Consider the following 26,033-nt stretch of genomic DNA (forward strand, 5'->3'; position numbering starts at 1 on the left):
AAAAGTGATGAGCAAATCACCACTTTTCCTTAAAAAAGAGTTTTGTAAGTTATTGTATGCCATTGATTGCAGTTACCATTTGTGCTTCTGAAGCGAGTGCCGTTTCATTTAAAGTAAAAGTATAAACATCTCCAGCGGCAACGGTAACGGCTTTGATCGCATAGCGCCATTGACCTTGATCTTCGGTTGCGAAAATAATGTGACATTTTAACCCAATAGGAATTTGACCGTAGTGTTCGCTAAATAATCCTTGAGCTGTGTACGTATCTAATTTGGCAAGCGCATTAGTTCCTTCTCCATCGTACGACAAATAAATGGCGCTATTGGTATTATTGTAACCTGTTGGAGCGGCTACTAAAAGTGACGTTTTAGGTCTTGGATCGCTGTAAAAACGATCGACGTTTGTCCAGCCGAAATTACCAAAGCTTACATAATAATTATCTGTTTCGCCTTTCACGCCACCTTGGCCGTTGGCACCATCACCATTTGCTTCTCTCCATGCTAATTCGCCATCTTCGTCGATTTCACCATTCCATAAAATCATAGCGGTGTCTAAACCATTGGTCAAAGCAGTCGGAACAATCATGTTGATATTGCAGGTGGTTGCCAATGGTACGCCGCCCTGAGTGGCTTTGATGAAGAATTCACCGCCAGATAAAAGTAGTTTTTTCTTTCCGTCAGGCAAAAAACCCATAGTTGGTTTGTTGGTAATTAGCATGTTTCCTTTGTCAAAAAGCTCAATGTATTCAATGACTACGGCGCCGGTTGCTGGACTTCCGTTTTTGGTCAAGCAGTCTCCATTGATGCTTACTTTTACACCATTCTTAGTAGTAAAGGACACCATTCCTTCGCCTGCATTGATTGTAAAGTTTTGCGTATTTTTTTTAATGCCGTTTTCCTGAATTCCTTTGAATGCTGCTGCAGTTGGCGGAAGAATTAGCGTGTTATCGTCAGTGTCGCTGTTGTCACAGCTAACGAAAGTTGCTACGAGCAAAAATAATAATCCGATTGTTTTAAAGTTGGTTTTCATGATTTCTAATTTTTGTAAATCTGAACTGAAAGTCTTCAGCTGGTTTTCAGATTCTGGTTGTTAATTTATTTTATATCAGTATATCAATTGGGATTTAAAATTGTTACCCCTTTTTTTAATTTACTTTGAAACCTAGTGGAATATACGGTTGGCCAAAATTTACGTTTGGACCACCCGTTCCGTAAAAAGTAGAGCCTAAAAAAACTACATTTCCTTCTGTAATTGGATAAGCAATGTTAGAATAAGTGGCGGTTGTAAACATACGACCTATGGTTTGGTCGCTTGTAAAACCAGGAAGAATGGTTCTTTTTACATTTATAATGTCGCCTGCTTGTACGATTACAGGTGTAATTGATTGGTAATCCAGCGCAGCTTGAGAGAAGGTATGTATGCCAGAATAGCTTGTATTTGCAGTGGTATTAATCACTTCCATAGTGTAGCCGCCGGTGTAGGAGCTAGGATTTTGATAGCCAATAGTGCAAATTTCACCATCCGCATTAATCTGAATCGAATACTCATGTGTTGCCAAATCCATCGTTACTTGATCGACGTAACCATTCGCTGTAGAAAATGCGCTGTTGATTAATGTAGCAGTGTAAGCAGTATCACAAACATTATTGGTTGGGTCGTTGTCATCGTCGCAGCTAATTATCGAAATAGCTGCCAGACATAATAGAAGAGTTTTAAGTGTTTTCATGATTTTTAATTTAAGGTTGTACTAACAGATGGGATGAGTAATGTAATTGTTACCCCATTTTTTAATTTATTTTGAAAAACATTTTTCTTCAAAGACATTTCCGTCTTCGTCGACGGCTACTAAAATGTCTTTTTTTTGATGTGCCGTGATAATTTCGTAAAACCAAACCACAGACCAAAACCCCAAAGTGGATAAAGTCATCAGTATATGAAAGGTGTAATCAATTTGCTTTTTCTTTCGAGATAAAACCACATAAGGTAATTTGTCATTTTGCTCTATGATCACAAATCCGTTTCTAATTTTACTAGAAAGTGCTTGTTGAAATTTGTCAAAACTGCTGATCGAGGTAAATTGGTAGCTTTCCATTTTTTTGTAATTTTAAATTGATAATCAGATGCTTGTGTTATTATATCAATTCGGTTCAGAAATTGTTACCCTTGACGAATGAATTAAGTGTAGATTCTTTTTTTTACATTCGTATATAATTTTTAATATGGCAAATAGCACAATTCATCCCGACCAAATGTATATTGAAGGACTTGCAGAGAATAATTCGGCAATTATTCAATCTATTTATAAAAAGTTTGTTCCTAAAGTGGTGTCATACATCAGGAATAATTCGGGAGATGAAAATCAGGCGCAAGATGTGGTGCAAGAAATTATGATGTTGATGTTTAATCAGGCTAAAGCAAAAACGTTGCAGCTGACTTGCCCCTTTGATGCGTACTTTTTTTTGTTGTGCAAAAGAAAATGGCTTAATGAATTGAAAAAGACAGGGAATAAAGGGGTAACAATTAATGAAGAAGTTGCATCTATAAATGAATCTGCATCCCTATTGGTCGAACAAGCAGAAGCATTTGACGAAAAACAGCAACTTTTTGATGCCATGTTTCAAAAGTTAGGAGATAAATGCCAAGAGTTGTTGAAGTTAAGTTTCACTATGAAATCAATGGAGGAAGTAGCTGAGAAGTTACATGTCACTTACGGCTATGTCCGTAAGAAAAAATCGCTGTGTATCGGTCAATTAACACAATGGATTCGGGAATCTAAAAACTTTAAATCGCTAAAAAACAACTAGTCATGAACGAAGAGAAATACACACAGTTTGATCATTACCTTCAAAATGAAATGACGGTTGAAGAACGCATTCGCTTTGAAGGTGAAGTAGCGACGAATGAAGTTTTAGCATCCGAATTGGAAAGTTTTAAAGAAATGAATGTTCAGTTGAAACATAAATTTGGAATAGCAGAAGAACGCGAAGCGTTTAAAGAAAACGTAAAATGCATAGCTGAAAGTCATTTTAATTCTAAAAAATCAAAAGCGATTAGCATTAAACCTTGGTTGTATGCCGCTGCGGCTTCGGTAGTTGTTGTGTTTGGACTGTTTTTTTTCAATCAAAATGCGAATCCAAATTTTGACGATTTTAATCGGCACGAACAGGCTTCCTTTACAGAAAGAAGTGAGAGCAGTGCCAAATTAAAACAAGCCGAACAAGCTTTTAATACGAAAGATTACAAGAAGGCAATTCCTGTTTTTGAAACAATATTAAAAGAGAAAAGCTCTGCTGAGATTCAATATTTTTATGGCGTTGCATTGTTGCAAGAAAATGAGTTTATCAAAGCCGAAGCTGTTTTTACAGCATTGCAATCGGGAACTTCTGTGTATAAAAATAAAGCAACTTGGCAGTTAGCTTTATCCAAATTAAAACAAAAAGACTATCAAACGTGCAAGGAAATTTTGGTTACAATACCACGCGATTATGAAAACCAAAAGCAAGTTCAGCACTTGCTAAAGGAATTGAACTAAGAAAGTTCGCACAGAATTTAAATTTTTATTTGAATACAGATTCGCAACATTTTAGGATGTTACGAATCTTTTCTGTTTGGAGAACTTTTATAAACTTTTCTTTTTAACAATATTGTGGTAATTTTGCTTTTTTTAAAACAATGCGTTTGAATTCAACTACAATTATTACCGATACACATACACATTTATATTCAGAGGAATTTGCTGAAGATCGAAACGAAATGATTCAGCGCGCTATAAACGCGGGTGTTTCTCGTTTTTTTATACCGGCAATTGACTCTGCAACTACGCAAGCCATGTACAATTTGGAGCAAGATTTTCCAGAAAACATTTTTTTAATGATCGGATTACATCCTACTCATGTAAAAGAAAATTTTGAAGAAGAATTAAATCATGTGACAAAAGAACTTGCAAGACGAAAATTTTACGGTATTGGCGAAATTGGTATCGATTTATACTGGGACAAAACGACTTTAGACATTCAGAAAGCAGCTTTTAAAACGCAAATTCAATTGGCGAAGCACTATAAATTACCAATCGTAATTCATTGTCGTGATGCTTTTGATGAAGTTTTTGAAGTGTTGGAGTCTGAAAAATCGACAGACTTGTTCGGAATTTTTCATTGCTTTTCAGGAACGTACGAACAAGCGTTACAAGCGATTTCGTACAACATGAAACTAGGAATAGGTGGCGTTGTTACCTTTAAAAATGGTAAAATAGATCAGTTTTTAAAGCAAATTGATTTATGTCATATTGTGTTAGAAACAGATTCACCATATTTGGCACCAGTTCCCTTTCGCGGTAAGCGAAATGAGAGTAGTTATATTGTTAATGTCGTTGCGAAATTAGCCGAAATTTATGGCCTTTCAGAAATGGAGATTAGCGCTGCGACCACTCAGAACTCTAAAGACGTTTTTGGGATTTAATACTCAAACATTAGTTTTTTGGTTTTTTTTTTGTTCATTTGTCCACTTTAAATAAAATTTAGTAATGCATAGATTTGACGCCATTCGGCCTTTTCACGATTCAGAAATAAACGAGGTGCTCCAAAAAGCCGCGAATCATCCCATCTTAAAAGCGATGATGAATTTCTCTTTTCCAGAATTGAAAGACGACGAATGGAAAGAGCAATTGAAAAGAACCCATTCGATACGTGATTTTCAATGCAATTTCATATACCAAACCATTCAAAAAATATTAGATAAAAGTTCGGAAGGACTAACGACTTCAGGTTTTGAAAAGTTAGAAAAAGACGAATCATACCTATTTATTTCGAACCATCGTGATATATTATTAGACACGACTTTATTAAACGTATGTTTATATGAGCATAAATTGGTAATGACGGCGTCGGCAATAGGGGATAATTTGGTCAAAAAGCCATTTTTGAACACGTTGGCAAAACTAAATCGTAACTTTTTAGTTTTAAGAGGTTTGTCTCCGAGAGAGATGTTGCAAAGCTCTAAACTACTATCTGAATATATAGGACATTTATTGTTTCATGAAAATCGTTCGGTTTGGATCGCTCAACGCGAAGGGAGAACGAAAGACGGAAATGACGAAACTAATCCAGGTGTTTTAAAAATGATCGGAATGGGTTCTGACGAAGCTAATTTAATGGATTATTTTAAGAAATTAAAAATTGTTCCTGTATCAATTTCATACGAATACGACCCAACCGATGCCATGAAAATGCCGCAATTAATGGCAGAAGCCAATAATGAGGTGTATATAAAAGATAAAAATGAAGACTTCATGAATATCATGAGTGGTATGATGGGGCCTAAAAAGAGAATTCACATGCAAGTGGGTTCGATTCTGGATGCCGAAATTGATAAAATTGGTAAAGCCAACGATAATGTGAACAAGCAAATTCAAGCTTTGGCGCAAGTAATTGATGATTCAATTATTAAGAACTATCAATTGTGGCCAACCAACTTTATTGCCTACGACATTAAATTTAAGACCAATAAGTTTGCTCATAAATATCAAGAAAAGGAACGCTCGCTTTTTGAACGTCGTATGGAAATGAGAATTGATACGGCAAATGAGGTGGCTATACAAGGATTTTTGGCGATGTATGCCAATCCTGTGGTCAATAAATTAAAATACTACGATGAGCTGTAAGTCCAAAATTCTTTTACTATATACTGGTGGAACGATCGGTATGAGCAAAGATTTTGAAACAGGTGCCTTGAAGGCTTTCAACTTCAATAAGTTACTTAAAAGTATTCCTGAACTCAAGCAATTGGATTGCGAAATTGAAACAGTTTCGTTTGACGAACCAATTGACTCGTCGAATATGGATCCCGAAAAATGGATTCGAATTGCAACCAGTATTCAAGATAATTATCAAGACTTTGATGGTTTTGTAGTATTGCACGGTTCAGATACCATGTCTTATTCGGCCTCGGCATTGAGTTTTATGTTAGAAAATTTAAACAAGCCAGTTATTTTTACGGGTTCACAATTGCCTATTGGAGATTTGCGCACCGACGCTAAAGAAAACTTGATAACAGCCATTCAAATTGCCTCTTTGCAAGAAAATGGAGAACCACTTTTGCGTGAAGTATGTTTGTATTTTGAATATAAATTATACCGCGGCAATCGAACTACTAAGACAAACGCAGAACATTTTCAGGCGTTTGCTTCACCAAATTATCCGCATTTGGTCGAGTCTGGAGTAAATCTGACTTTAAACAAAAACTTATTTTTAAAAGGAAGCGGTCAGTCAGAGTTGCTTGTGCACACGGCCTTAGACAATCGTGTTGTGATTATTAAAATGTTTCCAGGAATAAGCGAAACGGTGTTAGCTGCAATTTTGGCTATTCCAGATTTAAAAGGAATTGTTTTAGAAACCTATGGAGCAGGAAATGCACCAACCGAAAATTGGTTTTTAGCTTTAATAAAAAAAGCGATCGACAGCGGCTTGCCTGTTGTCAACGTAACCCAATGTTCGGGCGGAAGTGTTGATATGGGTAAATACGAAACCAGTACGGGTTTAAAGAATTTAGGTGTTATTTCGGGAAAAGACATTACAACAGAAGCTGCAATTACAAAACTAATGTATTTGTTGGGTCATAAAATAGAAGTAGAAAATTTTAAAACTGTCTTTGAAACTGCACTTCGCGGCGAAATTTCTCTTTAGCTCATTTTGTGTAAATTGTTATAAGCACTTAACCTTAAAAGATTTTTGAATGTATTTCAGTATTCAATCTCTTTCGTTTACTTCTGTGTCAAAATCCATAATTTCGTCACTCCGACAAAGGATTGATTTTCATAGATTGTTCGCAATCTAAAAGTAATTTTTATAGGTAATTGGACACATCGTTACTTTTTCTACTTTTTTATGACTCTTGTAATACACATAAAAAGCAACAGAAATTAGACAGATAATCCCTTGCGCAGCTACTGTAGTTCTCGTTCCTATAAAATGTGAAATATAACCAATAACTAGACTTCCCACCGGAATCATTCCTTGATATGCCATCATATAATAACTAATACTTCGGGAACGCATGCGAGGCGAACTGCTGGTTTGCACATAAATATTGATCGAAGACGTTTGCCCCATCATTCCAATTCCGCTTAAAACCATACAGATAAGAGCTAAAACGAGACTGTCGGATAAAGAAAGCACCAAAATACTTATACCAAGTAAAATACTAGCACCAATCATGATTTTATCGATGTTTGCAGATGATTTTAGATTGGCTAGATAAATGGCTGAAACAATGGAGCCAATTCCAGCAGCGCTTTCAAACCAACTAAAAGTTTGCGCATTGCCGTTAAAAATATCCTTCGCAAAAACCGGCATTAAGGTGTTAAAAGAAATTACAAATAAGCTACTGCAGGTCAACATCAGCAGCATTTTTGCCATCTGACTTTCGTTTTTAACGTAGTCGAGACCTTCTATAAAATCATCCATCATATTTAACTTATCCGTTGGCTTGGTAAATGGTTTAATTTTCATTAAAACCAACGAAGTAAGGACCGGAATATAACTCAAGAAATTCCCTATAAAGCAAATATCTTCCCCGTATTGATGCAAAATTATACCCGCCAAAGCGGGACCTGCTATTCGAGCAAAGTTGGTCAATGTTGAGTTTAAGGCTACTGCATTGTGCAAATCTTCGGCATTGTCAACTAAATCTACCATCATGGTTTGGCGACACGTCATGTCAAAGGCATTAATAATTCCTTGTATAAGACTTAATGCTAAAATAAAGGTGATGTTGTAAATTTTGAGATAGATTAAAACGGCTAGAACTCCAGCTTGCAACATGGCTAAGGATTGTAAAATAATCATGCTACGGTGTCTGTTGTAACGACCAATAATGCTTCCGGCTAATGGTGCTAAAAATAGAGAAGGAATCATGCTCAAAAATGTTGCCAGCCCCAACAGAAATACCGAACCCGTAATGCTGTAAACCATCCAACTTACTGCCGTTTTTTGCAGCCATGTACCCACTACTGATACAGATTGTCCATAGAAAAAGAGTTTGAAATTTGGAGAGCGTAGCGCTTTAAACATAGCTATTTTTGTTTGATACAAAGTTCGGAATTATAATATCATTACAAAAATTACTAATTTTACTGATAATGATTAGCTAAACTTATTAATATGGAATTGTTTCAATTGCGCTATTTTGTGGCTTTGGCAGATGTGTTGCATTTTACAAAAGCGGCAGAGTCTTGTTTTGTTACACAATCTGGGCTCTCGCAACAAATAAAAAAACTAGAAGAAGAATTGGCCATGCCTCTATTTTTGAGAATTGGTAAAAAAGTACAGCTGACCGAAGCAGGTTCTGTTTTCTTAAAACATGCCAAACGTATTCTGGAAGATGTAGAATCGGGCAAGCAAGCTATCGATGACTTGAGTAATTTAATTGGTGGTGAATTGCGTATAGGAGTGACCTATATTTTTGGTTTACTAGTACTGCCTGTCGTGGAATTATTTGCAAATAAATATCCCGATTTAAAAATTATTGTGGAGTATGGAGCTACCGAACCGTTGCAAGAGAAATTGCTTAAAAATGAACTCGATTTGGTTTTGGTAATTTCTAATTATGAGATTGAATTGCCCATGCAAAAAATCCCACTATTTACTTCAAAGTTGGTAATGGCCGTTTCTAAAACGAATGATATGGCTAAGATGAAGAGCATTTCGTTTAAAAAATTACAAGACATTCCGTTAATTTTGCCTTCTAAAGGATTTAATTCGAGGGAGTTTTTGGATGTTTTATTTGCAAAGAATAAAATCAGTCCGAAAATTCCGATTGAATTAAATGCCATTCATGCCTTGTTGCAAATTATAGAGAACAGTGATTGGGCGACAATTGTAACCGAAAAAGCATTAAAGGGTTGGCACGGCCTTCAAGCTATTGAATTGACAGGAGTTAAAACCGAACGGAAGTCGTATATCATTACTATTAAAAATGACTATCAAAAAAAAGCCATTGGTCTTTTTATCGATGCTTTTAGGAAATTGGTAGAAGCATAAATATGCACAGAATTTGTTTTTTTAATCGATTTTTTTTGTGTTCTTTGCAGCCCATTAAAGAGAGGTGGCCGAGTGGCTGAAGGCGCACGCTTGGAAAGCGTGTATATGGCAACATATCGAGGGTTCGAATCCCTTTCTCTCTGCGGTCAATTCTATAAAAAACCTGTAAGTCATTTGATTTACAGGTTTTTTTGATTTAGAGAGATTCGCTTTTTTATATTAAACAGCTTGCTTCTTCTCATTAGCAATTGCAATATCATCGGCATCAGGTTGCATTGGTTCCTGTTCCAATTTTGCTTTTTTTTCATATTGCAGACTAATAAACATTGGGAAATGGTCAGAATCAAAATTTTGAAGGCGCTTTATTTTTTTTAGTTTCATGTCTGCCGAGATAAAGGCATGATCTAGAGGGAATCTTAAAAATGGATAATGGGCGTGAAATGTATTAAAAAATCCTCTGCCTCTTCTTGGGTCCAACAAACCGCTCATTTTTAAAAAAAGAGTAGTCGTATAACTCCAAGCAACATCATTTAAATCGCCTATTACGATTACAGGAAGATCTGTTTTTTGGGCACGTTCTGCAACTAATAATAGTTCTTTATCTCTTTCGGCAGAAGTAGGATTTTCGGTAGGAACCGGCGGCGTAGGATGAACGGCAAATAATTGAACTCTTTGTTGGTTTGGAAGTACAACTTTAGTATGAATAGACGGAATGTCTGCTTCGACCAAATGCTTTATTTCTGCTTCTTCCAGAGGTAATTTCGAATAGAGCAGCATGCCATAGGTATTCTCTAGTGGCACTTTTATACTAAAAGGAAAAGCTTCATCGAGCGCTACAGTTCCTAATTCCCATTTATGATCAGTTTCCAAAAGGAGTACGACATCGGGATTTGCTTTTTCTATTTCGCTTAAGCAACCTTTATAATTGGTATTGTACTGAAAGACATTTGCAACCATCAAACTTATTCCATTCTCAGGAATTTCTTTAGTAATGGCTAGCACTTGAATTGGACTCAATTTGGTAAAAGGAAGAATAAGATATAAAAGGTAAGATGCATTAAGAATCATCAAAACTAGAAATACCAAATGCAAAATAAGATTTGATTTAAAAAAGGTAATCCAAAAGAGGATGCACAGACAGTTTAATACAAATTTTTGAAGACGTGGATATTCAAAAACTCTAAATATCCAATACTCATTTTTCACTAAAGGAATTAGAGTTGCTATTAATAATAAAGAAGAAAAACAGATCAGTAGTGTTTGCATGCAAATAAAATAAGTTTAGTAGCGTCGAGACTAGTGCGTAATTAGGTTTACACTTTACCTCAAACGTAGTACAATATAGTATTATATTTTAAATCGTTGGTAGAATTTTTATTTCAGATTTTATTGTAAAAGACAATACTTTCGCTGTTAGATAGTTCCGTAATTAACATAATTTTAATTGGTATTCAATTTTATTGATAAATAAAAATGAATAAAAAAAATTACTTTTACATTTATAAATAAGAAAAATATGGCTTCAGGTATTTTTGCAATTCTAGATGATATTGCTGCGTTAATGGACGATGTCGCTGTCGCAAGTAAAATTGCAACGCAAAAAACAGCGGCAATTTTAGGCGATGATTTGGCCGTTAATGCTGAAAAAGCGACTGGCTTTTTGTCAAGCAGAGAGCTGCCCGTTCTTTGGGCGATTACCAAAGGATCCTTTATCAATAAACTAATAATAATTCCGATTGCCCTGTTGCTGAATGTGTTTTTTCCAGCCGCCATAAACGGCGCACTGGTTATTGGAGGTTTTTACTTGGCTTATGAAGGTGTAGAAAAAATTATTGAATATTTTTTTCACCACGCACCCGAAGTTTTAGAAACGGTAGAGATAACAGAGGAAGATGCCGCTGTCGCTGAGAAATCAAAAATTAAAGCGGCCATAGTAACCGACTTTATTTTGTCGGTCGAAATTGTAATTATCGCTTTAGGAAGCGTTGCAGAAAAAATATTATCCATTCAAATTATGACTGTCTTTGTGGTTGCAATTATCGCTACCATTGGTGTTTATGGCATCGTAGCTCTTATTGTGCGTATGGATGACACTGGCTATAAATTGATTAAACATTCAAATAATAAAGGAATCTTAGCAAAAGTAGGCACTTTATTAGTTATGCTTTTGCCGATGATTATTAAATTTTTATCCGTTGTTGGAACTCTTGCTTTGATTTTAGTTTCAGGAGGAATATTTGTACATAATATTGAATATGTGCATCATCTCATGCCGCAGTTGCCAATTGTTGCGCAGGAAACGTTCTTTGGTCTAGTTGCTGGTTTATTGGTGTTTGCGGTAGTAGCAATTTTTAAAAAATTGTTTACGCTATTCAAATTAAAAATATAGTTAGAGTCATTTTAAAAAGCCCAGTTCAACGACTGGGCTTTTTTGATTTTCAATCTTTTAATTAGCGAAAAAGCGTTGCGATTTTTTAGAGTTATTTACTAGTTTTATGCAGTTAAAAAAGAACTTTAATTTTGCAAATTGTTAAACATGAATTTATTAACTTTAATTATTAATATTAAAAAAAGATAATTATGAAAATTAAATCAATTTTATTGAGTTTAAGTATGGCCATTTTGCTGGTTGCCTGTGCTCCAAAAGATGCAGATATTGAAAAAGAAATTGCAGCAAAAATGACTGATATGCCAGGAATGCAAGTAAGCGTAAAAGATGGAGTTGCCACTATTTCTGGAGTTTGTAAAGATGCAAGTTGTAAAGAAAGCTGTGAGAAAATTGCTAAAGACGTAAAAGGAGTAAAATCGGTAATAAATAACTGCGAAATTGCATCAGAACCAGTTGTGGTTGCACCTGTAGAAATCAGTAGCGATGGTACCTTAAGTTCTTCTGCCAATACTGTCGTGCAATCTTATTCTGGAGTAACGGCTACCGTATTGGATGGAGTAATTACCTTAAAAGGAGATATTAAAAGAGACCAATTGGCTGGATTAATTCAGAGTATGCAAGAATTGCATCCTAAAAAAGTTGAAAATCAATTAACAATTAAATAAAAAGGGCATGAGTGTACAAAATAAATATGCCGATTTAGTGGCAGAAGCACACAGATTAGAAGTTGCAGATTTACAAGTAAGAGAAAAAGACAATGTGTTGTATATCGATGGCACAACCAAATCAACAAGCGATAAAGACAAATTGTGGGAGACCTATGGTAAAATTGATCCTGATTTTCGCTCTGCCGATGTTGTACTGAATCTTGCAGTGGCAGAAGGCGCATCGACTGAGTATACAGTAGCTAGTGGAGATTCTCTATCTAAAATAGGAAAGACACACGGCGTTTCGTGGCAAGCTATTTATGAGGCAAATAAAGATATTATCAAAAATCCAGATCTTATTCAAGCCGGCTGGAAGTTAAAAATACCAGCGAAGTAATGTATTTAGGTTCATTGCCACAAAAAGTCTGTCTGTAATTAGACAGACTTTTTTTTTGCCTTTTACTTTCGATATAAAATCTAGTATCGCTGTTGTGATGCGTTGGCAATAACTATATTTGTATCTTCGTTTTGTACTATGTAAGTACCATTATTTAGAATCTTCTAACCCAAAATAATATGCGATTTGCCGTAAATTTTTGTTTTTTTATACTCACTTTGTCTGCTTTTGCGCAAGAAGAAATCAGCAAGAAAGATTCTACTGTGGTAAAAATTGACTCTTTGTATCGCGAAGATCAATTTTATTTAAGTTTGACTTATAACAGACTTCTTGAAGCGCCTGAAGGATTTAAACAGCAACGATTTTCTGCAGGAATATCAGGCGGATTCGTTCGAGATATGCCAATTAATAAACGCCGTAATATTGCTTTTGCAACTGGTGTAGGATTTACATATAATAATTACTTTCAAAACTTGGGGATCACAGGTGATAAAAAAAATGCTATTTATACGGTACTAGATCCCAAAGATTTTAGTCGAAATAAATTTTCGCAATTTTTAATAGATGTGCCATTGGAATTTCGTTGGAGAACTTCGACACCCGAAACGTATCGTTTTTGGCGTGTTTATGGAGGAGTCAAATTGAGTTATTTGCTCTACGATACGTCTGTATTAAAAAGTGCGACTGGAAAATTAAAAATAACCAATAACGACGACTTTACTAAATTTCAATACGGCGTTTACTTGGCAACAGGTTTTAATACTTGGAATATTTATGGGTATTATGGTTTGAATGATTTGTTTAAATCAGCTAATACGGCCACAGAAAAAGTGAACTTAAACACCTTGAATTTTGGGATAATTTTTTATATTCTTTAAATTAAAATACTGGGAATTTAAAAATCGATGTTTGTACTGATTCCTTTAGTTCCTTTACATCCATAAATATAAAAACAACAACTGCGGAAATACTCCAAAGGCGCAACCTAGCGTGAGTTCAAATGGCGAATGTGCTTTCATTACCAAACGGGATGAGGCTACAATTCCATTCAATAAAATGAGTAGCGCAATTACGATGGGCATTTTAATTTGTAAATGGATGCTTAAGCCCACAATAAAAACGGTTAAAGCACTAATCCCGAGCATGTGTAAACTAATTTTTATTTTAAAGAAAAGTAAGATAGTAGCACCCAACGTTCCAAATAAAGCAGCTAATAAAAAAAAGTGTAGTTCTGGATACCGTGTCACTAAAATGGTTCTCTTGACCAATAAAATAAAAAGCAAACACTGCAAAGCCATCGGTATTTTACGCTGTGCAGTTTCGTTAATCATGACCGAATCAACTTTGCCCGTAGTTCGTAATAGTAGAAAAAATAGCAACGGAATGATCACTGTTATGAGAAAGACTTGTAACAATACGTACATTTTTTCTTGATCAGAAAAAGTCTCTTCCTTCATAAAAAAATAGAACAGCGCCGAAAACATCGAGATGAATATTGGATGAAATAAATACGAAAATAACGGTAGTAACTTTTTCACTATTTTTCTTTTAGATGATGTAACAAATATAAAAATTATGTCCAATATCAACTCGCGATTTCAAGTTAAAACGCGAAAGAGCACGACTTTCTAATTTAGAAACTTTAAATTTGAATGTTTAAATTAGATTAAAATTATAAGGAATGAGTATACTTTTACAAAAAGCAATAACAATTTTACAGGCCGAATTTGTTGGAGTAGGAGCCAATTTAACTTTCGATCACGTTTCTATTGATAGCCGATCGTTGCAAAATGGAGAACAGACCTTGTTCTTTGCTTTGGTTGGTTCTAATCATGATGGCCACGATTATGTTGCTGATTTGGTTGCCAATGGCGTTAAGAATTTTGTAGTCGAAAAAATACCAGAAAACAAACCATCACATTGCAATTTTTTAATTGTACCTGATTCTTTAAAAGCATTTCAAAATTTTGCAGCATATTATCGCGACACTTTTAATTTTCCTGTTATTGGGTTGACTGGTAGCAATGGGAAAACGATTGTAAAAGAATGGCTAAATTTTTTATTAAGTCCCGATTTTAATGTAATACGTAGCCCCAAAAGTTACAATTCGCAAGTGGGAGTTCCGCTGTCGGTTATGGCAATAAATGAAAAACACAATCTAGGTATTTTTGAAGCGGGAATTTCAACTGTTGGAGAAATGGCCAATTTGCAACGAATCATGAAGCCTACAATTGGCGTACTTACAAATATTGGTTCTGCACACGACGAAGGTTTTGCAAATACAAAGCAAAAGATAAATCAGAAATTACTCTTATTTAAAGATGCAACAACAATTATTTATCAAAAATCAGCACTTGTTGATGCGTGTTTAAGTGATTTAGTAAATAACACTGTTTCGTGCACACTTTTATCATGGAGTTTTACGGATGAAACAGCTTCAGTTTTAATTGAAAGAATCGATAAGCAAAGCAACTCGACTATTATTCATTTTCAACATCAAAATACGTCTAGTTTGTTTGCAGTACCGTTCCAAGACGATGCCTCGATAGAAAACGCCATTTCGTGTTTATTGATATTACTGCATTTTCAATATGACATTTCAACCATTCAAAATCGAATGACACTTTTGTACCCAGTACAGATGCGTTTGGAAGTAAAAAACGGAATTCACAATTGCAGTATAATTGATGACAGTTATAGTTCCGATTTTCAGTCGTTAAAAATTGCATTGGATTTTCTAGAAAGTCAAAAGCAAAACCCGATGAAAACGGTTATTTTGTCGGATATTTTTCAAAGTGGTTTTTCTAATGACGAACTATATACAAAGGTTGCTCAATTAATTACAGACAATAAAATTGCGCGTGTTATCGGAATCGGTAAGACTATAGCTTCCTTCAAAAATAAATTCGGAAATTGCATTACTTTTGAATCGACAGCCGATTTTATTGCCGCAATCGAAACGGTTGGTTTTGACAATGAAACCATTTTAATTAAAGGAGCGCGTTCCTTTGAATTTGAAAGGATTGTGGCGCGCTTGGTAGAGAAAACTCACGAAACAGTGTTAGAAATTGATTTGAATGCCATTGGACATAATTTGAACTTTTTTAAATCTAAATTGGATTCGGATGTAAAAATTATGGTCATGGTCAAAGCCTTCGGTTACGGAAATGGAGGACTAGAAATTGCCAAATTGCTCGAGCACCATCAAGTGGATTATTTAGGAGTGGCCTTTGCCGATGAAGGAATTTCGTTAAAAAACGGTGGTGTACAATTGCCCATTATGGTTCTTAATCCAGAATCAACCAGCTATAATGCTATCATTCAGCATGAGTTAGAGCCCGAAATTTATAGTTTAAAAGGACTTACTTCTTTTTTAAAAATTGCGAGAGATCAAAATTTAAACCAGTTTCCAATCCATATAAAAATAGATACGGGAATGCACCGCTTGGGTTTTGAAGAAAACACCTTGCAAGAGTTAATTGGGACTTTAAAAGGAAACACTTCGGTAAAAGTTAAAAGTATATTGTCGCATTTAGCAACTAGTGACGATCCCAAGCATCATGAATTTGCAAAGGCTCAAATTCATTTGTTCGAAAGATTGTCTTCTGAATTAATTCGAGAATTACAAATTAACCCTATTCGACATATTTTAAATACTTCAGGAATCAGTAATTTTCCGAATTCTCAATTTGACATGGTTCGATTAGGAATTGGATTATACGGAGTTTCAAACGACACTTCTGAACAGAAATATTTAGAAAACGTGGGGACTTTAAAATCGCTTATTTCTCAAATAAGAACCATTCCTGCAGGAGATAGCGTCGGTTATGGCCGTCGTTTTATGGCTGACGAAACCACTAAAATTGCGACCATACCAATTGGTTATGCAGACGGTATTTCGAGAACTTGGGGAAATGGAGCAGGTTATGTACGAATTAAAAATAAAAAAGCACGAATTGTCGGAAGCATTTGCATGGACATGCTTATGGTTGACGTTTCAAAAATTGATTGTGAAGAAGGTGACGATGTTATTATTTTTGGAGAAAGCCCAACAGTGGTCGAAATGGCTCAGGTTTTACAAACTATTCCGTATGAAATTTTGACCAGTATTTCTCAACGTGTAAAGAGAGTATTTTTTAGGTAAATGATTTTGTAGTGGTCTTTTTAGTTAAAATTGTCAAAAATTATATACTTTTAAATTTCGAAACATTTTAACTTAAAACAGGAAAATTATGGGATTTTTTGCAGATTTTAAAGCGTCACTTCTTAAAGGAGATGTACTAAGCTTAGCTACTGCGGTAGTGATTGGAGCAGCATTTGGCAAAATCGTTTCATCGGCGGTAGATGATGTGATAATGCCAATTATCGGAGTTATAACTGGAGGGATTGACTTTACAAAGAAGTTTATTTCGCTTGATGGCGTTCATTATGAAACACTAGAAGCTGCAAAAGTAGCCAATGCAGCAGTTATTACCTATGGAAATTTAGTCCAAGCGGCGATCAATTTTGTTATCATTGCGTTTTTTGTATTTATCGTTTTAAGAGCTGCTGAGAAAATGAAAAAGAAGCAAGAAGTTGTAGTTGCTGCTGTTGCAGGACCTACTCAAGAAGAATTATTGATGCAAATTAGAGATTTGTTGAAAAATAAATAAAGGTATAGACCAAATAGTAAACCGCTCCATATCAGGGCGGTTTTTTTAATTGTTGTAATTGTAACAATTTGTTATTTTTTGTGAATACGCTTGTGTGCACTTTTATTATACTTACTTTTGTTGCTTAAAGTTAAAGAATAATCTCAAAAAAATATACAAATGAGAATAGCGGTTGTAGGTGCCACCGGTATGGTTGGTGAAGTAGTATTGCAAGTTCTAGCAGAACGTAATTTTCCTGTTACAGAATTAATTCCAGTAGCATCAGAGCGATCAGTTGGAAAGCAAATTGAATATAAAGGTCAAAAGTATACCGTTGTCGGACTGCAAACTGCAGTAGATATGAAGGCAGATATTGCTGTTTTTTCTGCTGGTGGCGAAACTTCATTAGAGTGGGCTCCAAAATTTGCAGCAGCAGGAACTACTGTTATTGATAATTCTTCGGCTTGGAGAATGGATCCAACCAAAAAATTGATTGTTCCAGAAATCAACGCGAACGAATTAACCAAAGAAGATAAAATTATTGCAAATCCAAATTGCTCCACTATTCAAATGGTTTTGGCTTTGGCACCTTTGCATAAAAAATATAATATTAAGAGAGTGGTTGTTTCAACCTACCAATCAATTACAGGAACAGGAGTAAAAGCGGTTCGTCAGTTAGAAAATGAATACGCAGGAGTTGATGGTGAGTTGGCTTACAAATATCAAATTCACAGAAACGCAATTCCACAATGTGATTCTTTTGAAGAAAATGGATACACAAAAGAAGAGATGAAATTAGTTAATGAAACTAAAAAAATCTTAAGCGACAATACAATTGCAGTTACAGCAACTGCAGTTCGTGTACCTATTGTAGGTGGGCACAGTGAAGCCATCAATGTAGAATTTTCGACTGCGTTTGAGGTAGACGAAGTGCGAACTATTCTTGAAAATACGGAAGGTATCGTTGTGCAAGATAATTTGAAAGAATTTGAATATCCGATGCCGCTTTATGCACACGGTAAAAACGACGTTTTTGTAGGTAGAATTAGAAGAGATGAGTCACAGCCAAACACATTGAATATGTGGGTTGTAGCTGACAACTTGCGAAAAGGAGCTGCCACCAATACCATTCAAATTGCAGAATACTTAGTGGCAAATGCTTTAGTATAGTTTCACTAACAAAATGGTAGGACAACCACTTGAGTTAATAAATCGTTATGATTTACTGGTTCAGGTGGTTTTCGTTTTAATGTTTGTCTATCTTTGGCGGCAATGAAAAGAAGGCAGCTCCTACTAAGTTTTACTTTGGCGATGACCGTATTGTTCTCAATACTGTTTCAATCGATACATAGTTATGAGCATTTGGTAACACAGCTTACCGAAAAAGAATGCCGCCATCAATACAACAATAACAATCATACCGAAGTAACCCATCACCACCATTCTTTAGAGGTGTGTTATGTGTGTCATTTTGCATTTAGTAGTTATATTAATCCTGCAGAATTTGTATTTCAGACACTTTCTTTTCAAAATGTAACTCCTTATTTTTTCACTTCTTCCGAAACTATTTTTTCGTTTTCAGGAAGTATGTATGCGTATCGCGGTCCACCTGCAGTAGTTTAAATTCTTTTTTTTGTTAAATCAGTTGATTTAAATTGTCGTTCTGCGCCGTTTTTTAAAGCTTGGCGAAGGAAACTTTTTTATTCTTATACTTTTTTATCAAAAAAATTGGCACACAAAGATTTAGAAGATTCAAAAGATTACAGATCCGAGAAATCTAAAGATTCTTTGTAAAAATTCTCAATCAAGTATAACCTCGATTTTTACTTGATTGTCATTCACTATTTACACGATACCATTCACAAGATGAAAAAATATATTATAGCCTTATTTCTAGGGTTCTCAGCATTGGTTAATGCGCAAAATTCGGTTTCAGGAACCGTTACCGATAATCATAAACAAGCACTACCGGGAGTCTCGGTTTATATTCCCGAATTGCACAAAGGAACCACGACTGACGGCGACGGAACGTACAGTTTTATAAATTTACCCAATGGAAATTTCAGAATTGCTTTTACGTATGTAGGCTACAAAACCATCAATAAAGTCATCGAAAGATTAGAAAAAGATACGGTTTTAAACATTGAAATGGAAGAAGCTGTGCTAGAAATGGATGAGGTTATTGTGTCGACTCCTTTCAATAAAATGCAATCTCAGAATGTTATGAAAGTGGAACACGAAAGTGTGAAGTCGTTGCAACAAAAGGGAACAGCTACATTAATCGAAGGATTGGCTACAATACCAGGAGTTTCGCAAGTGTCGACCGGAACTTCAATTGGTAAACCGGTAATTCGTGGCTTGAGCGGCAACCGAGTTTTGGTCTATTCGCAAGGTGTTCGAATCGAAAATCAACAATTTGGCGACGAGCATGGTTTGGGTTTAAACGATGCTGGAGTAGAAAGTGTTGAGGTTATTAAAGGACCAGCTTCTTTGTTATACGGATCTGATGCTTTAGGAGGTGTCTTGTATTTTAATCCCGAAAAATTTGCGGATGCTGGTACTTTTGCCAAAAATTTCAGCCAAAAATATTTCAGTAATACCTTAGGAAGTAATTCTTCGTTAGGATTAAAAACATCTACCGATAATTGGAGATTTTTAGCACGAGGAACGTACAACATGCATTCTGATTATAAAATTGGAAATGGCGATCGAGTGACTAACACGCGCTACAATGAAACCGATTTTAAAACAGGAATTGGATACAGCAACACCAAATTTTCTACGGTTCTGCGGTACAATTTCAATACTTTAAATTTAGGAATTCCAGAAGAGGGAGTTACAGAACAATCGCATAGTAAAAGTCCAGAGTTTCCACGTCAAGGAGTTTTTAACCATTTGTTGAGCTTGAACAACGTAATCTATTTTGGAAGTTCAAAACTAGATCTCGATTTGGGATATATTGCAAACGATCGAAGCGAATTTGAAGACAGTAATGAAGCTGCATTGCACATGAAGTTGAATACGTTGAACTATAACGCAAAATATCATGTACCAAAGCTCGGAAATTTTGAAACTATCGTTGGAGTGCAAGGAATGCATCAAACCAATGTTAATTTGGGAGAAGAGTTTTTAATTCCAAATGCCACAACCAATGATTTTGGTGCTTTTGGTACTGTGAACTATGAATGGAATTCACATGTTTTACAAGCGGGATTGCGTTTTGACAATCGAAAATTGACCGCTACAGAACATGGAATAGTTGGGGAGGAAGGTTATTTTGAAGCTTTAGACAAATCTTTTGATAGTTTTAATGCGTCTCTAGGTTACAAAACTAATTTAGCAGACGCATTGACGATGCGACTGAATGTCGCCACTGGATTTAGAGCTCCGAATTTAGCGGAGTTAACATCAAACGGCGTACACGAAGGAACAAATCGGTATGAGGTCGGTAACAGCGCGCTAAAGACTGAACAAAATGTACAAACCGATTTGAATTTGGAGTACAAAAACACGCACATTGAGTTTTTTGTAAACGGATTTTACAATCACATCAATAATTATATATATGCCGCTGCAACTGGAACTGTTAAAGACGCTACCGACGTTTTTGCATACACACAAAATAATGCCCACTTGTATGGAGGTGAAGTAGGCTTGCATTTGCATCCGCATCCGTTAGATTGGTTGCATTTTGAAACTAGTTTTGAAACGGTTACAGCCAAACAGCAAGACGGTGCTTATTTACCTTTAATACCGGCAAACAACTGGAACAATACGATTCGAACTGAATTCGAAATAAAAAATTGGCTGAACGAAGGATTTGCTACTTTTAATGTAAATACGACACTAAAGCAAAATAATGTTTCTGGTTTTGAAACAGCATCAGCAGATTATACCCTAATTAATTTTGGTTTAGGAGGAACGGTACAATTGGGTAAGATGAATTTCGATGTCTTGTTAAACGCCAATAATGTATTCGACAAACAATATGTAGCGCATCTTTCTCGACTTAAAACGGATGGTATTCCTAATATTGGAAGAAATATTGTTTTAGGACTAAATTTTACTTTATAATTTTCTGGAAGGAAAGTTTATAAAAAATAGTGTTCAAAATAATTTAAAACTTCAATTAAGCTGAGGATTTAAGTGTTACTCTGTTCTTCAAAGATGAACTTTGGGGTTTAAAACTTTTATTCTAACATAAATTCTTATTTTTGTTATAACTCATAAAATCAAACTAATGAACAAATTACTAATTGCTATGGCTGTAACAGCAACCACTGCTGCTTTTGGACAGAATCAAAAAGGCGGCTCAATTTCTTATCCTGAAAGTAAAAAAGGAACAACGGTTGATACTTATTTTGACGTAAAAGTTGCCGATCCGTACCGTTGGCTTGAAGACGATCGATCGGTAGAAACAGAAGCTTGGGTAAAAGCACAGAACAAAGTTACATACGATTATTTAGATCAAATTCCGTTTCGTGATGCATTGAAAAAGCGAATGGAGCAATTGTGGAATTACGAAAAAATTGGTGCGCCATCAATCGAGGGCAAAGCAACGTATTATTATAAAAATAACGGTTTACAAAATCAGTCGGTTTTGTATAAGAAAGGAAAAGACGGTAAAGATGTGGTTTTTTTAGATGCCAATACTTTTTCTAAAGATGGAACTACTTCTTTAGGCGGTGTTGATTTCTCTAAAGACGGATCTAAAGTAGCTTACGCAATTTCTGAAGGCGGTAGCGACTGGAGAAAAGTAATTATTATGGATGCCGTTTCTCATAAAATATTAGAAGATACTATTACAGATGTAAAATTTAGTGGTGTTTCGTGGAAAGGGAATGAAGGATTTTACTATTCTAGTTATGATAAGCCAGAGGGAAGTCAGCTGTCTGCTAAAACAGACCAACACAAATTGTATTTTCATAAATTAGGAACCGCTCAGAAAGACGATACCCTTATTTTTGGGTTGAAAGAAAAAAGAAGATATGTCGGCGGCTATGTTACCGAAGACGATCGTTATTTAGTCATTTCTGCAGCAAACGCTACTTATGGTAATGAATTGTATATTCAAGATTTAAAGACACCAAATAGCCCTATTGTAACGATAGTTGATAATTTTAATAGTAGCAGTAGAATTATTGATAACGTAGGAACTAAATTGTTTATTGAAACGGATTTGAACGCTCCTAACCAAAAAATTGTAACAGTTGATGTTCAAAATCCAAAACCAGAAAACTGGAAAGAGTTTATTAAAGAAACCGAAAATGTATTGACTCCAACTACGGGTGGTGGCTATATCTTTGCTAATTACATGAAAGATGCGGTTTCGTTTGTGCAACAATACGATTATAGCGGGAAACTAGTTCGCGAGATTAAGTTGCCAGCACTAGGAACTGCAGGTGGTTTTGGAGGTAAAAAAGAAGAGAAATTATTGTATTACTCTTTCGCAAATTATATAACTCCAGGGACTATTTATTCATTCGATCCAAAATCGGGTAAGTCAAGTATTTATCAACAACCAAAAGTCGATTTCAAGAGTGAAAATTACGAGTCTAAACAAGTTTTTTATACCTCAAAAGACGGAACGAAAGTACCGATGATGATTACTTATAAAAAAGGATTAAAATTAAACAGTCAAAACCCAACTATTTTATACGGTTACGGAGGATTCAACATCAGTTTAACACCGAGTTTTAGTATTGCAAATGCGGTTTGGTTAGAAAATGGAGGTGTATATGCGGTGCCAAATTTACGTGGTGGTGGTGAATATGGTAAAAAATGGCACGATGCTGGAACAAAAATGGAAAAACAAAATGTATTTGATGATTTCATCGCTGCAGGAGAATATTTAATTGCACAAAAATACACGTCAAGTGATTTTTTAGCGGTTAGAGGTGGTTCAAACGGAGGCTTGTTAGTAGGGGCAACCATGACACAGCGTCCTGATTTGATGAAAGTTGCGTTGCCAGCAGTGGGAGTTTTAGACATGTTGCGTTACCATACCTTTACAGCAGGTGCAGGTTGGTCATACGATTATGGAACAGCACAAGACAGTAAAGAAATGTTTGATTATTTAAAAGCCTATTCACCTGTACAAAATGTAAAAGCAGGAGTGCAGTATCCCGCAACAATGGTTACAACGGGAGATCATGATGATAGAGTGGTGCCAGCGCATAGTTTTAAATTTGCCGCAGAATTGCAGGACAAACAAACAGGAACTAATCCAGTTCTTATTCGCATTGATGTGAAAGCAGGACATGGTGCAGGAAAATCTGTTGCGGCTACCATTCAAGAAAATGTAGATGTGCAAGCCTTTACTTTATTTAATATGGGAGTAAAAGAATTGCTTGAAAACTAAAAAAGCGGTTGATCTAAAGGGATTATTGTGATTAAAATTACGATTGTGGAGAAGGATTCGTTATTTCATAAAATTGTATTAATTAAGCTGCTTTAGAACGAAAATTAAGTAACTTTGAGAGACAATCAATTAAAAACTATTTTTATGAAAGTACAAATTAACACAGATAAACATATAGAAGGACACGCGCGTTTAGAAGCTTATTTTTCTACAGAAATTGAAAAATCATTGTCTCGTTTCGAATCTAAAATTACTAGAATAGAAGTGCATTTAGGTGATGTAAACGGAGATAAGGCTGGAGGAAATGATAAACGTTGTCTAATTGAAGCGAGACCCGTAAATATGCAACCAATTGTTGTTACCGATACTGCAGACTCTGTAGAGAAAGCGTTTCATGGAGCAATTGATAAAATGAGAAAAACGTTAACTACAACTTTCGAAAAACAAAAAACACATTAATATCGATTCGATTTATAACAATTGAAATGGCGCTATCTTATAGCGCCATTTTGTTTTAGAGAAAGACCTCAGAAAAGAATATACTTTTTGATTAACTAAAATATTATGCCGATGAAAATTAAAATAATTACAGTTTTTACACTGCTATTTTTTGTCTCGATTACTGCTACGGCTAATAATCAAACAGCTAAGGGGCAAATTAACGAAACCATTGATGCTTGGCATAAAGCGGCTGAAGAAGCTAATTTTGATCTTTATTTTAAAATGATGACTGCTGACGCTATTTTTATTGGGACAGATGCGACCGAATACTGGAGTGTAGCTGCATTTAAAACGTTTGCGAAACCATTTTTTGATCTCGGTAAAACCTGGAATTTTACTTCGCTAGAGCGAAATGTGTATGTTTCGAAATCAGGAGAGACGGCTTGGTTTGATGAATTATTAGATACGCAAATGAAAATTTGTCGAGGTTCTGGTGTTCTTGTAAAAGTGGGTGAGCTATGGAAAATTCAGCATTATGTTTTATCAATGACTATTCCTAACGATAATGTGAAAGCTGTTGTGGCTATAAAAACACCTCTAGAGAATTTAGTTACAGAAAGCATTAAGTCTCAAAAATAAAATAAAACCTCTAATATTAGTGATGATTAAATAGCAGGTTTCAATTTGTTTTCTTTGTTTTTAAGCTCCCTTTTTCTCATTTTTAAATTCGCGTGACGTCGGTTCGTTTATATTGCTTAATTTTGCGCAAATATTTGTAAAAAGTGGGGAGTAAAAATAAATTAAAGCGATTCAGAGAAAACGAGACATTTACTAACGTTTTTCAGCCAAGTAGAGAAGAAGTTGTTAGTAATGAATTTTCACTTCGAGGAAAATGGAATTCAGATTTTTTTAAAAATGACAATCCAATTATAATTGAATTGGGCTGTGGAAAAGGAGAGTATTCGGTAGGATTGGCTGAACGTTATCCAAATAAAAATTTCGTAGGTATTGACATTAAAGGCGCGCGTTTTTGGCGTGGTGCAAAAACTGCTGTTGATACAGGTTTGAATAATGTTGCTTTTGTTCGAACTCAAATCGAACTCATCAATCATATTTTTGCAGAAAATGAAGTGGATGAAATTTGGATTACTTTTCCAGATCCACAAATCAAATACAAACGTACCAAACACCGTATGACCAATTCGGAGTTTTTAAAATTATATACAAAAATCCTTAAAAAAGACGGAGTTGTAAACTTAAAGACGGATAGTGAATTCATGCACGGATACACACTTGGTCTTTTGCACGGCGAAGGTCATGAGGTTTTATACGCCAATCACAATGTATACGTAAACGAAGGAAGTCCAGAGGAAGTTACTGCTTTTCAGACGTTTTACGAAAAACAATATTTAGAAATAAACAAAGCGATTACGTATATTCGTTTTAAAATCAAGATGTAACTCTTTCAATTAATCTGCGAAACGGCTTCTATGACGCTTTTAGTTCCTTTGTTTTTAGGTTTTGTAACTGCTTTTATTGGTATTATTCCGCCGGGATTAATCAATATGACAGCAGCGAAAGTGAATTTAAAAGAAGGTAAAAAAAATGCTGTTTCTTTTGTTTTAGGAGCGGTTTTAGTCATTACTTTTCAAGTGTCGCTTGCTATTTTTTTTGCTAGATCTATTAATGCTAGACCAGATTTGGTAATTTTATTGCGCGAAATCGGATTTGTTATTTTTACTATGTTAACTATTTACTTTCTGGGAATCGCAAAAAAGCCGAAATTAAAAGAATCTAAAAACAATCATCGATCTAAAAAAAGACGTTTCTTCTTAGGAATGCTGCTTTCAGCGCTAAATTTCTTTCCAATACCTTATTATGTGTTTGTTAGTATCACCTTAGCTTCTTACCATCTTATTTCTTTCGAAACCAATTACATTACTATTTTTGTTAGCGGTGCCGTTTTAGGTTCGTTTGTAGCTTTTTATACTTATATTTTTTTGTTTCGCAAAATTGAAAAAAAAACAGATTCTATTTTAGAAAACATGAACATTATCATCGGCACAATAACTGGAGTGGTGGCATTTTTGACCTTAATCAATATTGCGAAATACTATTTCGAATAAGTCTA

The 26,033-nt window shown here is 35.1% G+C and carries 26 protein-coding genes and 1 tRNA gene; 21 read left to right on the forward strand and 6 right to left on the reverse strand.

Features of this window, described 5'->3' with window-relative positions; all coding sequences use genetic code 11:
* Positions 1–49 precede the first annotated feature (49 nt).
* The 3 genes from ACRASX_RS05840 to ACRASX_RS05850 form a co-directional block, all read right to left on the reverse strand.
* Positions 50–1,030, reverse strand: coding sequence for a hypothetical protein (locus ACRASX_RS05840; protein ID WP_066312559.1), 981 nt, complete (start codon positions 1,028–1,030; stop codon positions 50–52).
* Positions 1,031–1,145: 115 nt separating this feature from the next.
* Entirely contained in the window at positions 1,146–1,727 is a 582-nt protein-coding gene (locus ACRASX_RS05845) for a hypothetical protein (protein ID WP_432222731.1), read from the reverse strand.
* A gap of 66 nt (positions 1,728–1,793) precedes the next feature.
* Positions 1,794–2,093, reverse strand: coding sequence for a hypothetical protein (locus ACRASX_RS05850; RefSeq protein WP_066312567.1), 300 nt, complete (start codon positions 2,091–2,093; stop codon positions 1,794–1,796).
* 127 nt (positions 2,094–2,220) lie between these two features.
* On the opposite strand from ACRASX_RS05850, the gene ACRASX_RS05855 reads away from it, so the two are divergent.
* From ACRASX_RS05855 to ACRASX_RS05875, 5 genes are all read left to right on the forward strand, one after another.
* Positions 2,221–2,805, forward strand: coding sequence for an RNA polymerase sigma factor (locus ACRASX_RS05855; RefSeq protein ID WP_066312576.1), 585 nt, complete (start codon positions 2,221–2,223; stop codon positions 2,803–2,805).
* Between the two features lie 2 nt (positions 2,806–2,807).
* A complete protein-coding gene (locus ACRASX_RS05860) occupies positions 2,808–3,533 on the forward strand; it encodes a tetratricopeptide repeat protein (RefSeq protein WP_432222732.1) in 726 nt (241 codons plus the stop codon).
* Positions 3,534–3,673: 140 nt separating this feature from the next.
* The gene (locus ACRASX_RS05865) at positions 3,674–4,459 is read left to right on the forward strand and encodes a TatD family hydrolase (protein ID WP_432222733.1); all 786 of its coding nucleotides are present in this window, start codon (positions 3,674–3,676) and stop codon (positions 4,457–4,459) included.
* 64 nt (positions 4,460–4,523) lie between these two features.
* Positions 4,524–5,660, forward strand: coding sequence for a 1-acyl-sn-glycerol-3-phosphate acyltransferase (locus tag ACRASX_RS05870; protein WP_066312586.1), 1,137 nt, complete (start codon positions 4,524–4,526; stop codon positions 5,658–5,660).
* A complete protein-coding gene (locus ACRASX_RS05875) occupies positions 5,650–6,681 on the forward strand; it encodes an asparaginase (RefSeq protein WP_066312588.1) in 1,032 nt (343 codons plus the stop codon). The genes ACRASX_RS05870 and ACRASX_RS05875 overlap by 11 nt, the downstream gene beginning before the upstream one ends.
* Before the next feature lie 147 nt (positions 6,682–6,828).
* Here ACRASX_RS05875 and ACRASX_RS05880 read toward each other — a convergent pair whose 3' ends face one another.
* Positions 6,829–8,067 carry an MFS transporter gene (locus tag ACRASX_RS05880; protein ID WP_432222734.1) on the reverse strand — a complete coding sequence of 413 codons (1,239 nt, stop codon included), beginning with the start codon at positions 8,065–8,067 and terminating at the stop codon, positions 6,829–6,831.
* A gap of 90 nt (positions 8,068–8,157) precedes the next feature.
* Here ACRASX_RS05880 and ACRASX_RS05885 point away from each other — a divergent pair, with 90 nt between their 5' ends.
* Positions 8,158–9,036, forward strand: a complete 879-nt coding sequence (locus ACRASX_RS05885; protein WP_432222735.1) for a LysR substrate-binding domain-containing protein — start codon at positions 8,158–8,160, stop codon at positions 9,034–9,036.
* A 58-nt stretch (positions 9,037–9,094) separates the two neighbouring features.
* Positions 9,095–9,179 (forward strand) — tRNA-Ser (locus ACRASX_RS05890).
* Between the two features lie 76 nt (positions 9,180–9,255).
* On the opposite strand, the gene ACRASX_RS05895 is transcribed toward ACRASX_RS05890, so the two are convergent.
* On the reverse strand, positions 9,256–10,122 hold the full coding sequence (locus ACRASX_RS05895) for an endonuclease/exonuclease/phosphatase family protein (RefSeq protein ID WP_432222736.1): 867 nt from the start codon (positions 10,120–10,122) through the stop codon (positions 9,256–9,258).
* Positions 10,123–10,552: 430 nt separating this feature from the next.
* On the opposite strand from ACRASX_RS05895, the gene ACRASX_RS05900 reads away from it, so the two are divergent.
* The 4 genes from ACRASX_RS05900 (at position 10,553) to ACRASX_RS05915 (ending at position 13,347) form a co-directional block, all read left to right on the forward strand.
* A complete protein-coding gene (locus ACRASX_RS05900) occupies positions 10,553–11,425 on the forward strand; it encodes a DUF808 family protein (RefSeq protein ID WP_432222737.1) in 873 nt (290 codons plus the stop codon).
* Positions 11,426–11,616: 191 nt separating this feature from the next.
* The gene (locus ACRASX_RS05905) at positions 11,617–12,090 is read left to right on the forward strand and encodes a BON domain-containing protein (RefSeq protein ID WP_432222738.1); all 474 of its coding nucleotides are present in this window, start codon (positions 11,617–11,619) and stop codon (positions 12,088–12,090) included.
* 7 nt (positions 12,091–12,097) lie between these two features.
* Positions 12,098–12,469: a LysM peptidoglycan-binding domain-containing protein gene (locus ACRASX_RS05910; RefSeq protein WP_432222739.1), complete on the forward strand. Its 372-nt coding sequence runs from the start codon at positions 12,098–12,100 to the stop codon at positions 12,467–12,469.
* Positions 12,470–12,648: 179 nt separating this feature from the next.
* Positions 12,649–13,347, forward strand: coding sequence for a porin family protein (locus ACRASX_RS05915; protein ID WP_432222740.1), 699 nt, complete (start codon positions 12,649–12,651; stop codon positions 13,345–13,347).
* A gap of 54 nt (positions 13,348–13,401) precedes the next feature.
* Here the strand turns inward: ACRASX_RS05915 and ACRASX_RS05920 are convergent, their stop codons facing one another.
* Complete coding sequence (locus ACRASX_RS05920; protein WP_066312601.1) at positions 13,402–14,007, reverse strand: hypothetical protein; 606 nt, start codon at positions 14,005–14,007, stop codon at positions 13,402–13,404.
* 143 nt (positions 14,008–14,150) lie between these two features.
* On the opposite strand from ACRASX_RS05920, the gene ACRASX_RS05925 reads away from it, so the two are divergent.
* The 10 genes from ACRASX_RS05925 (at position 14,151) to ACRASX_RS05970 (ending at position 26,028) form a co-directional block, all read left to right on the forward strand.
* Complete coding sequence (locus ACRASX_RS05925; RefSeq protein WP_432222741.1) at positions 14,151–16,613, forward strand: bifunctional UDP-N-acetylmuramoyl-tripeptide:D-alanyl-D-alanine ligase/alanine racemase; 2,463 nt, start codon at positions 14,151–14,153, stop codon at positions 16,611–16,613.
* Between the two features lie 88 nt (positions 16,614–16,701).
* Positions 16,702–17,121 carry a large conductance mechanosensitive channel protein MscL gene (mscL, locus tag ACRASX_RS05930; RefSeq protein WP_066312610.1) on the forward strand — a complete coding sequence of 140 codons (420 nt, stop codon included), beginning with the start codon at positions 16,702–16,704 and terminating at the stop codon, positions 17,119–17,121.
* A gap of 159 nt (positions 17,122–17,280) precedes the next feature.
* Positions 17,281–18,270, forward strand: coding sequence for an aspartate-semialdehyde dehydrogenase (locus ACRASX_RS05935; RefSeq protein WP_066312612.1), 990 nt, complete (start codon positions 17,281–17,283; stop codon positions 18,268–18,270).
* Positions 18,271–18,372: 102 nt separating this feature from the next.
* Positions 18,373–18,723, forward strand: a complete 351-nt coding sequence (locus ACRASX_RS05940) for a hypothetical protein (RefSeq protein WP_066312614.1) — start codon at positions 18,373–18,375, stop codon at positions 18,721–18,723.
* 243 nt (positions 18,724–18,966) lie between these two features.
* Complete coding sequence (locus tag ACRASX_RS05945) at positions 18,967–21,174, forward strand: TonB-dependent receptor (protein WP_432222742.1); 2,208 nt, start codon at positions 18,967–18,969, stop codon at positions 21,172–21,174.
* A gap of 187 nt (positions 21,175–21,361) precedes the next feature.
* The gene (locus tag ACRASX_RS05950; protein ID WP_432223071.1) at positions 21,362–23,461 is read left to right on the forward strand and encodes a prolyl oligopeptidase family serine peptidase; all 2,100 of its coding nucleotides are present in this window, start codon (positions 21,362–21,364) and stop codon (positions 23,459–23,461) included.
* 144 nt (positions 23,462–23,605) lie between these two features.
* Complete coding sequence (locus ACRASX_RS05955; protein ID WP_432222743.1) at positions 23,606–23,920, forward strand: HPF/RaiA family ribosome-associated protein; 315 nt, start codon at positions 23,606–23,608, stop codon at positions 23,918–23,920.
* Positions 23,921–24,031: 111 nt separating this feature from the next.
* Positions 24,032–24,541: a nuclear transport factor 2 family protein gene (locus tag ACRASX_RS05960; protein WP_432222744.1), complete on the forward strand. Its 510-nt coding sequence runs from the start codon at positions 24,032–24,034 to the stop codon at positions 24,539–24,541.
* 143 nt (positions 24,542–24,684) lie between these two features.
* Positions 24,685–25,362 (forward strand): tRNA (guanosine(46)-N7)-methyltransferase TrmB, encoded by a 678-nt coding sequence (gene trmB, locus ACRASX_RS05965; protein ID WP_432222745.1) that lies wholly within the window; start codon positions 24,685–24,687, stop codon positions 25,360–25,362.
* 30 nt (positions 25,363–25,392) lie between these two features.
* On the forward strand, positions 25,393–26,028 hold the full coding sequence (locus tag ACRASX_RS05970) for a LysE family transporter (RefSeq protein ID WP_432222746.1): 636 nt from the start codon (positions 25,393–25,395) through the stop codon (positions 26,026–26,028).
* Positions 26,029–26,033 lie beyond the last annotated feature (5 nt).

Source organism: Flavobacterium sp. TMP13 (genome assembly GCF_050847115.1).
Taxonomy (GTDB): domain Bacteria; phylum Bacteroidota; class Bacteroidia; order Flavobacteriales; family Flavobacteriaceae; genus Flavobacterium.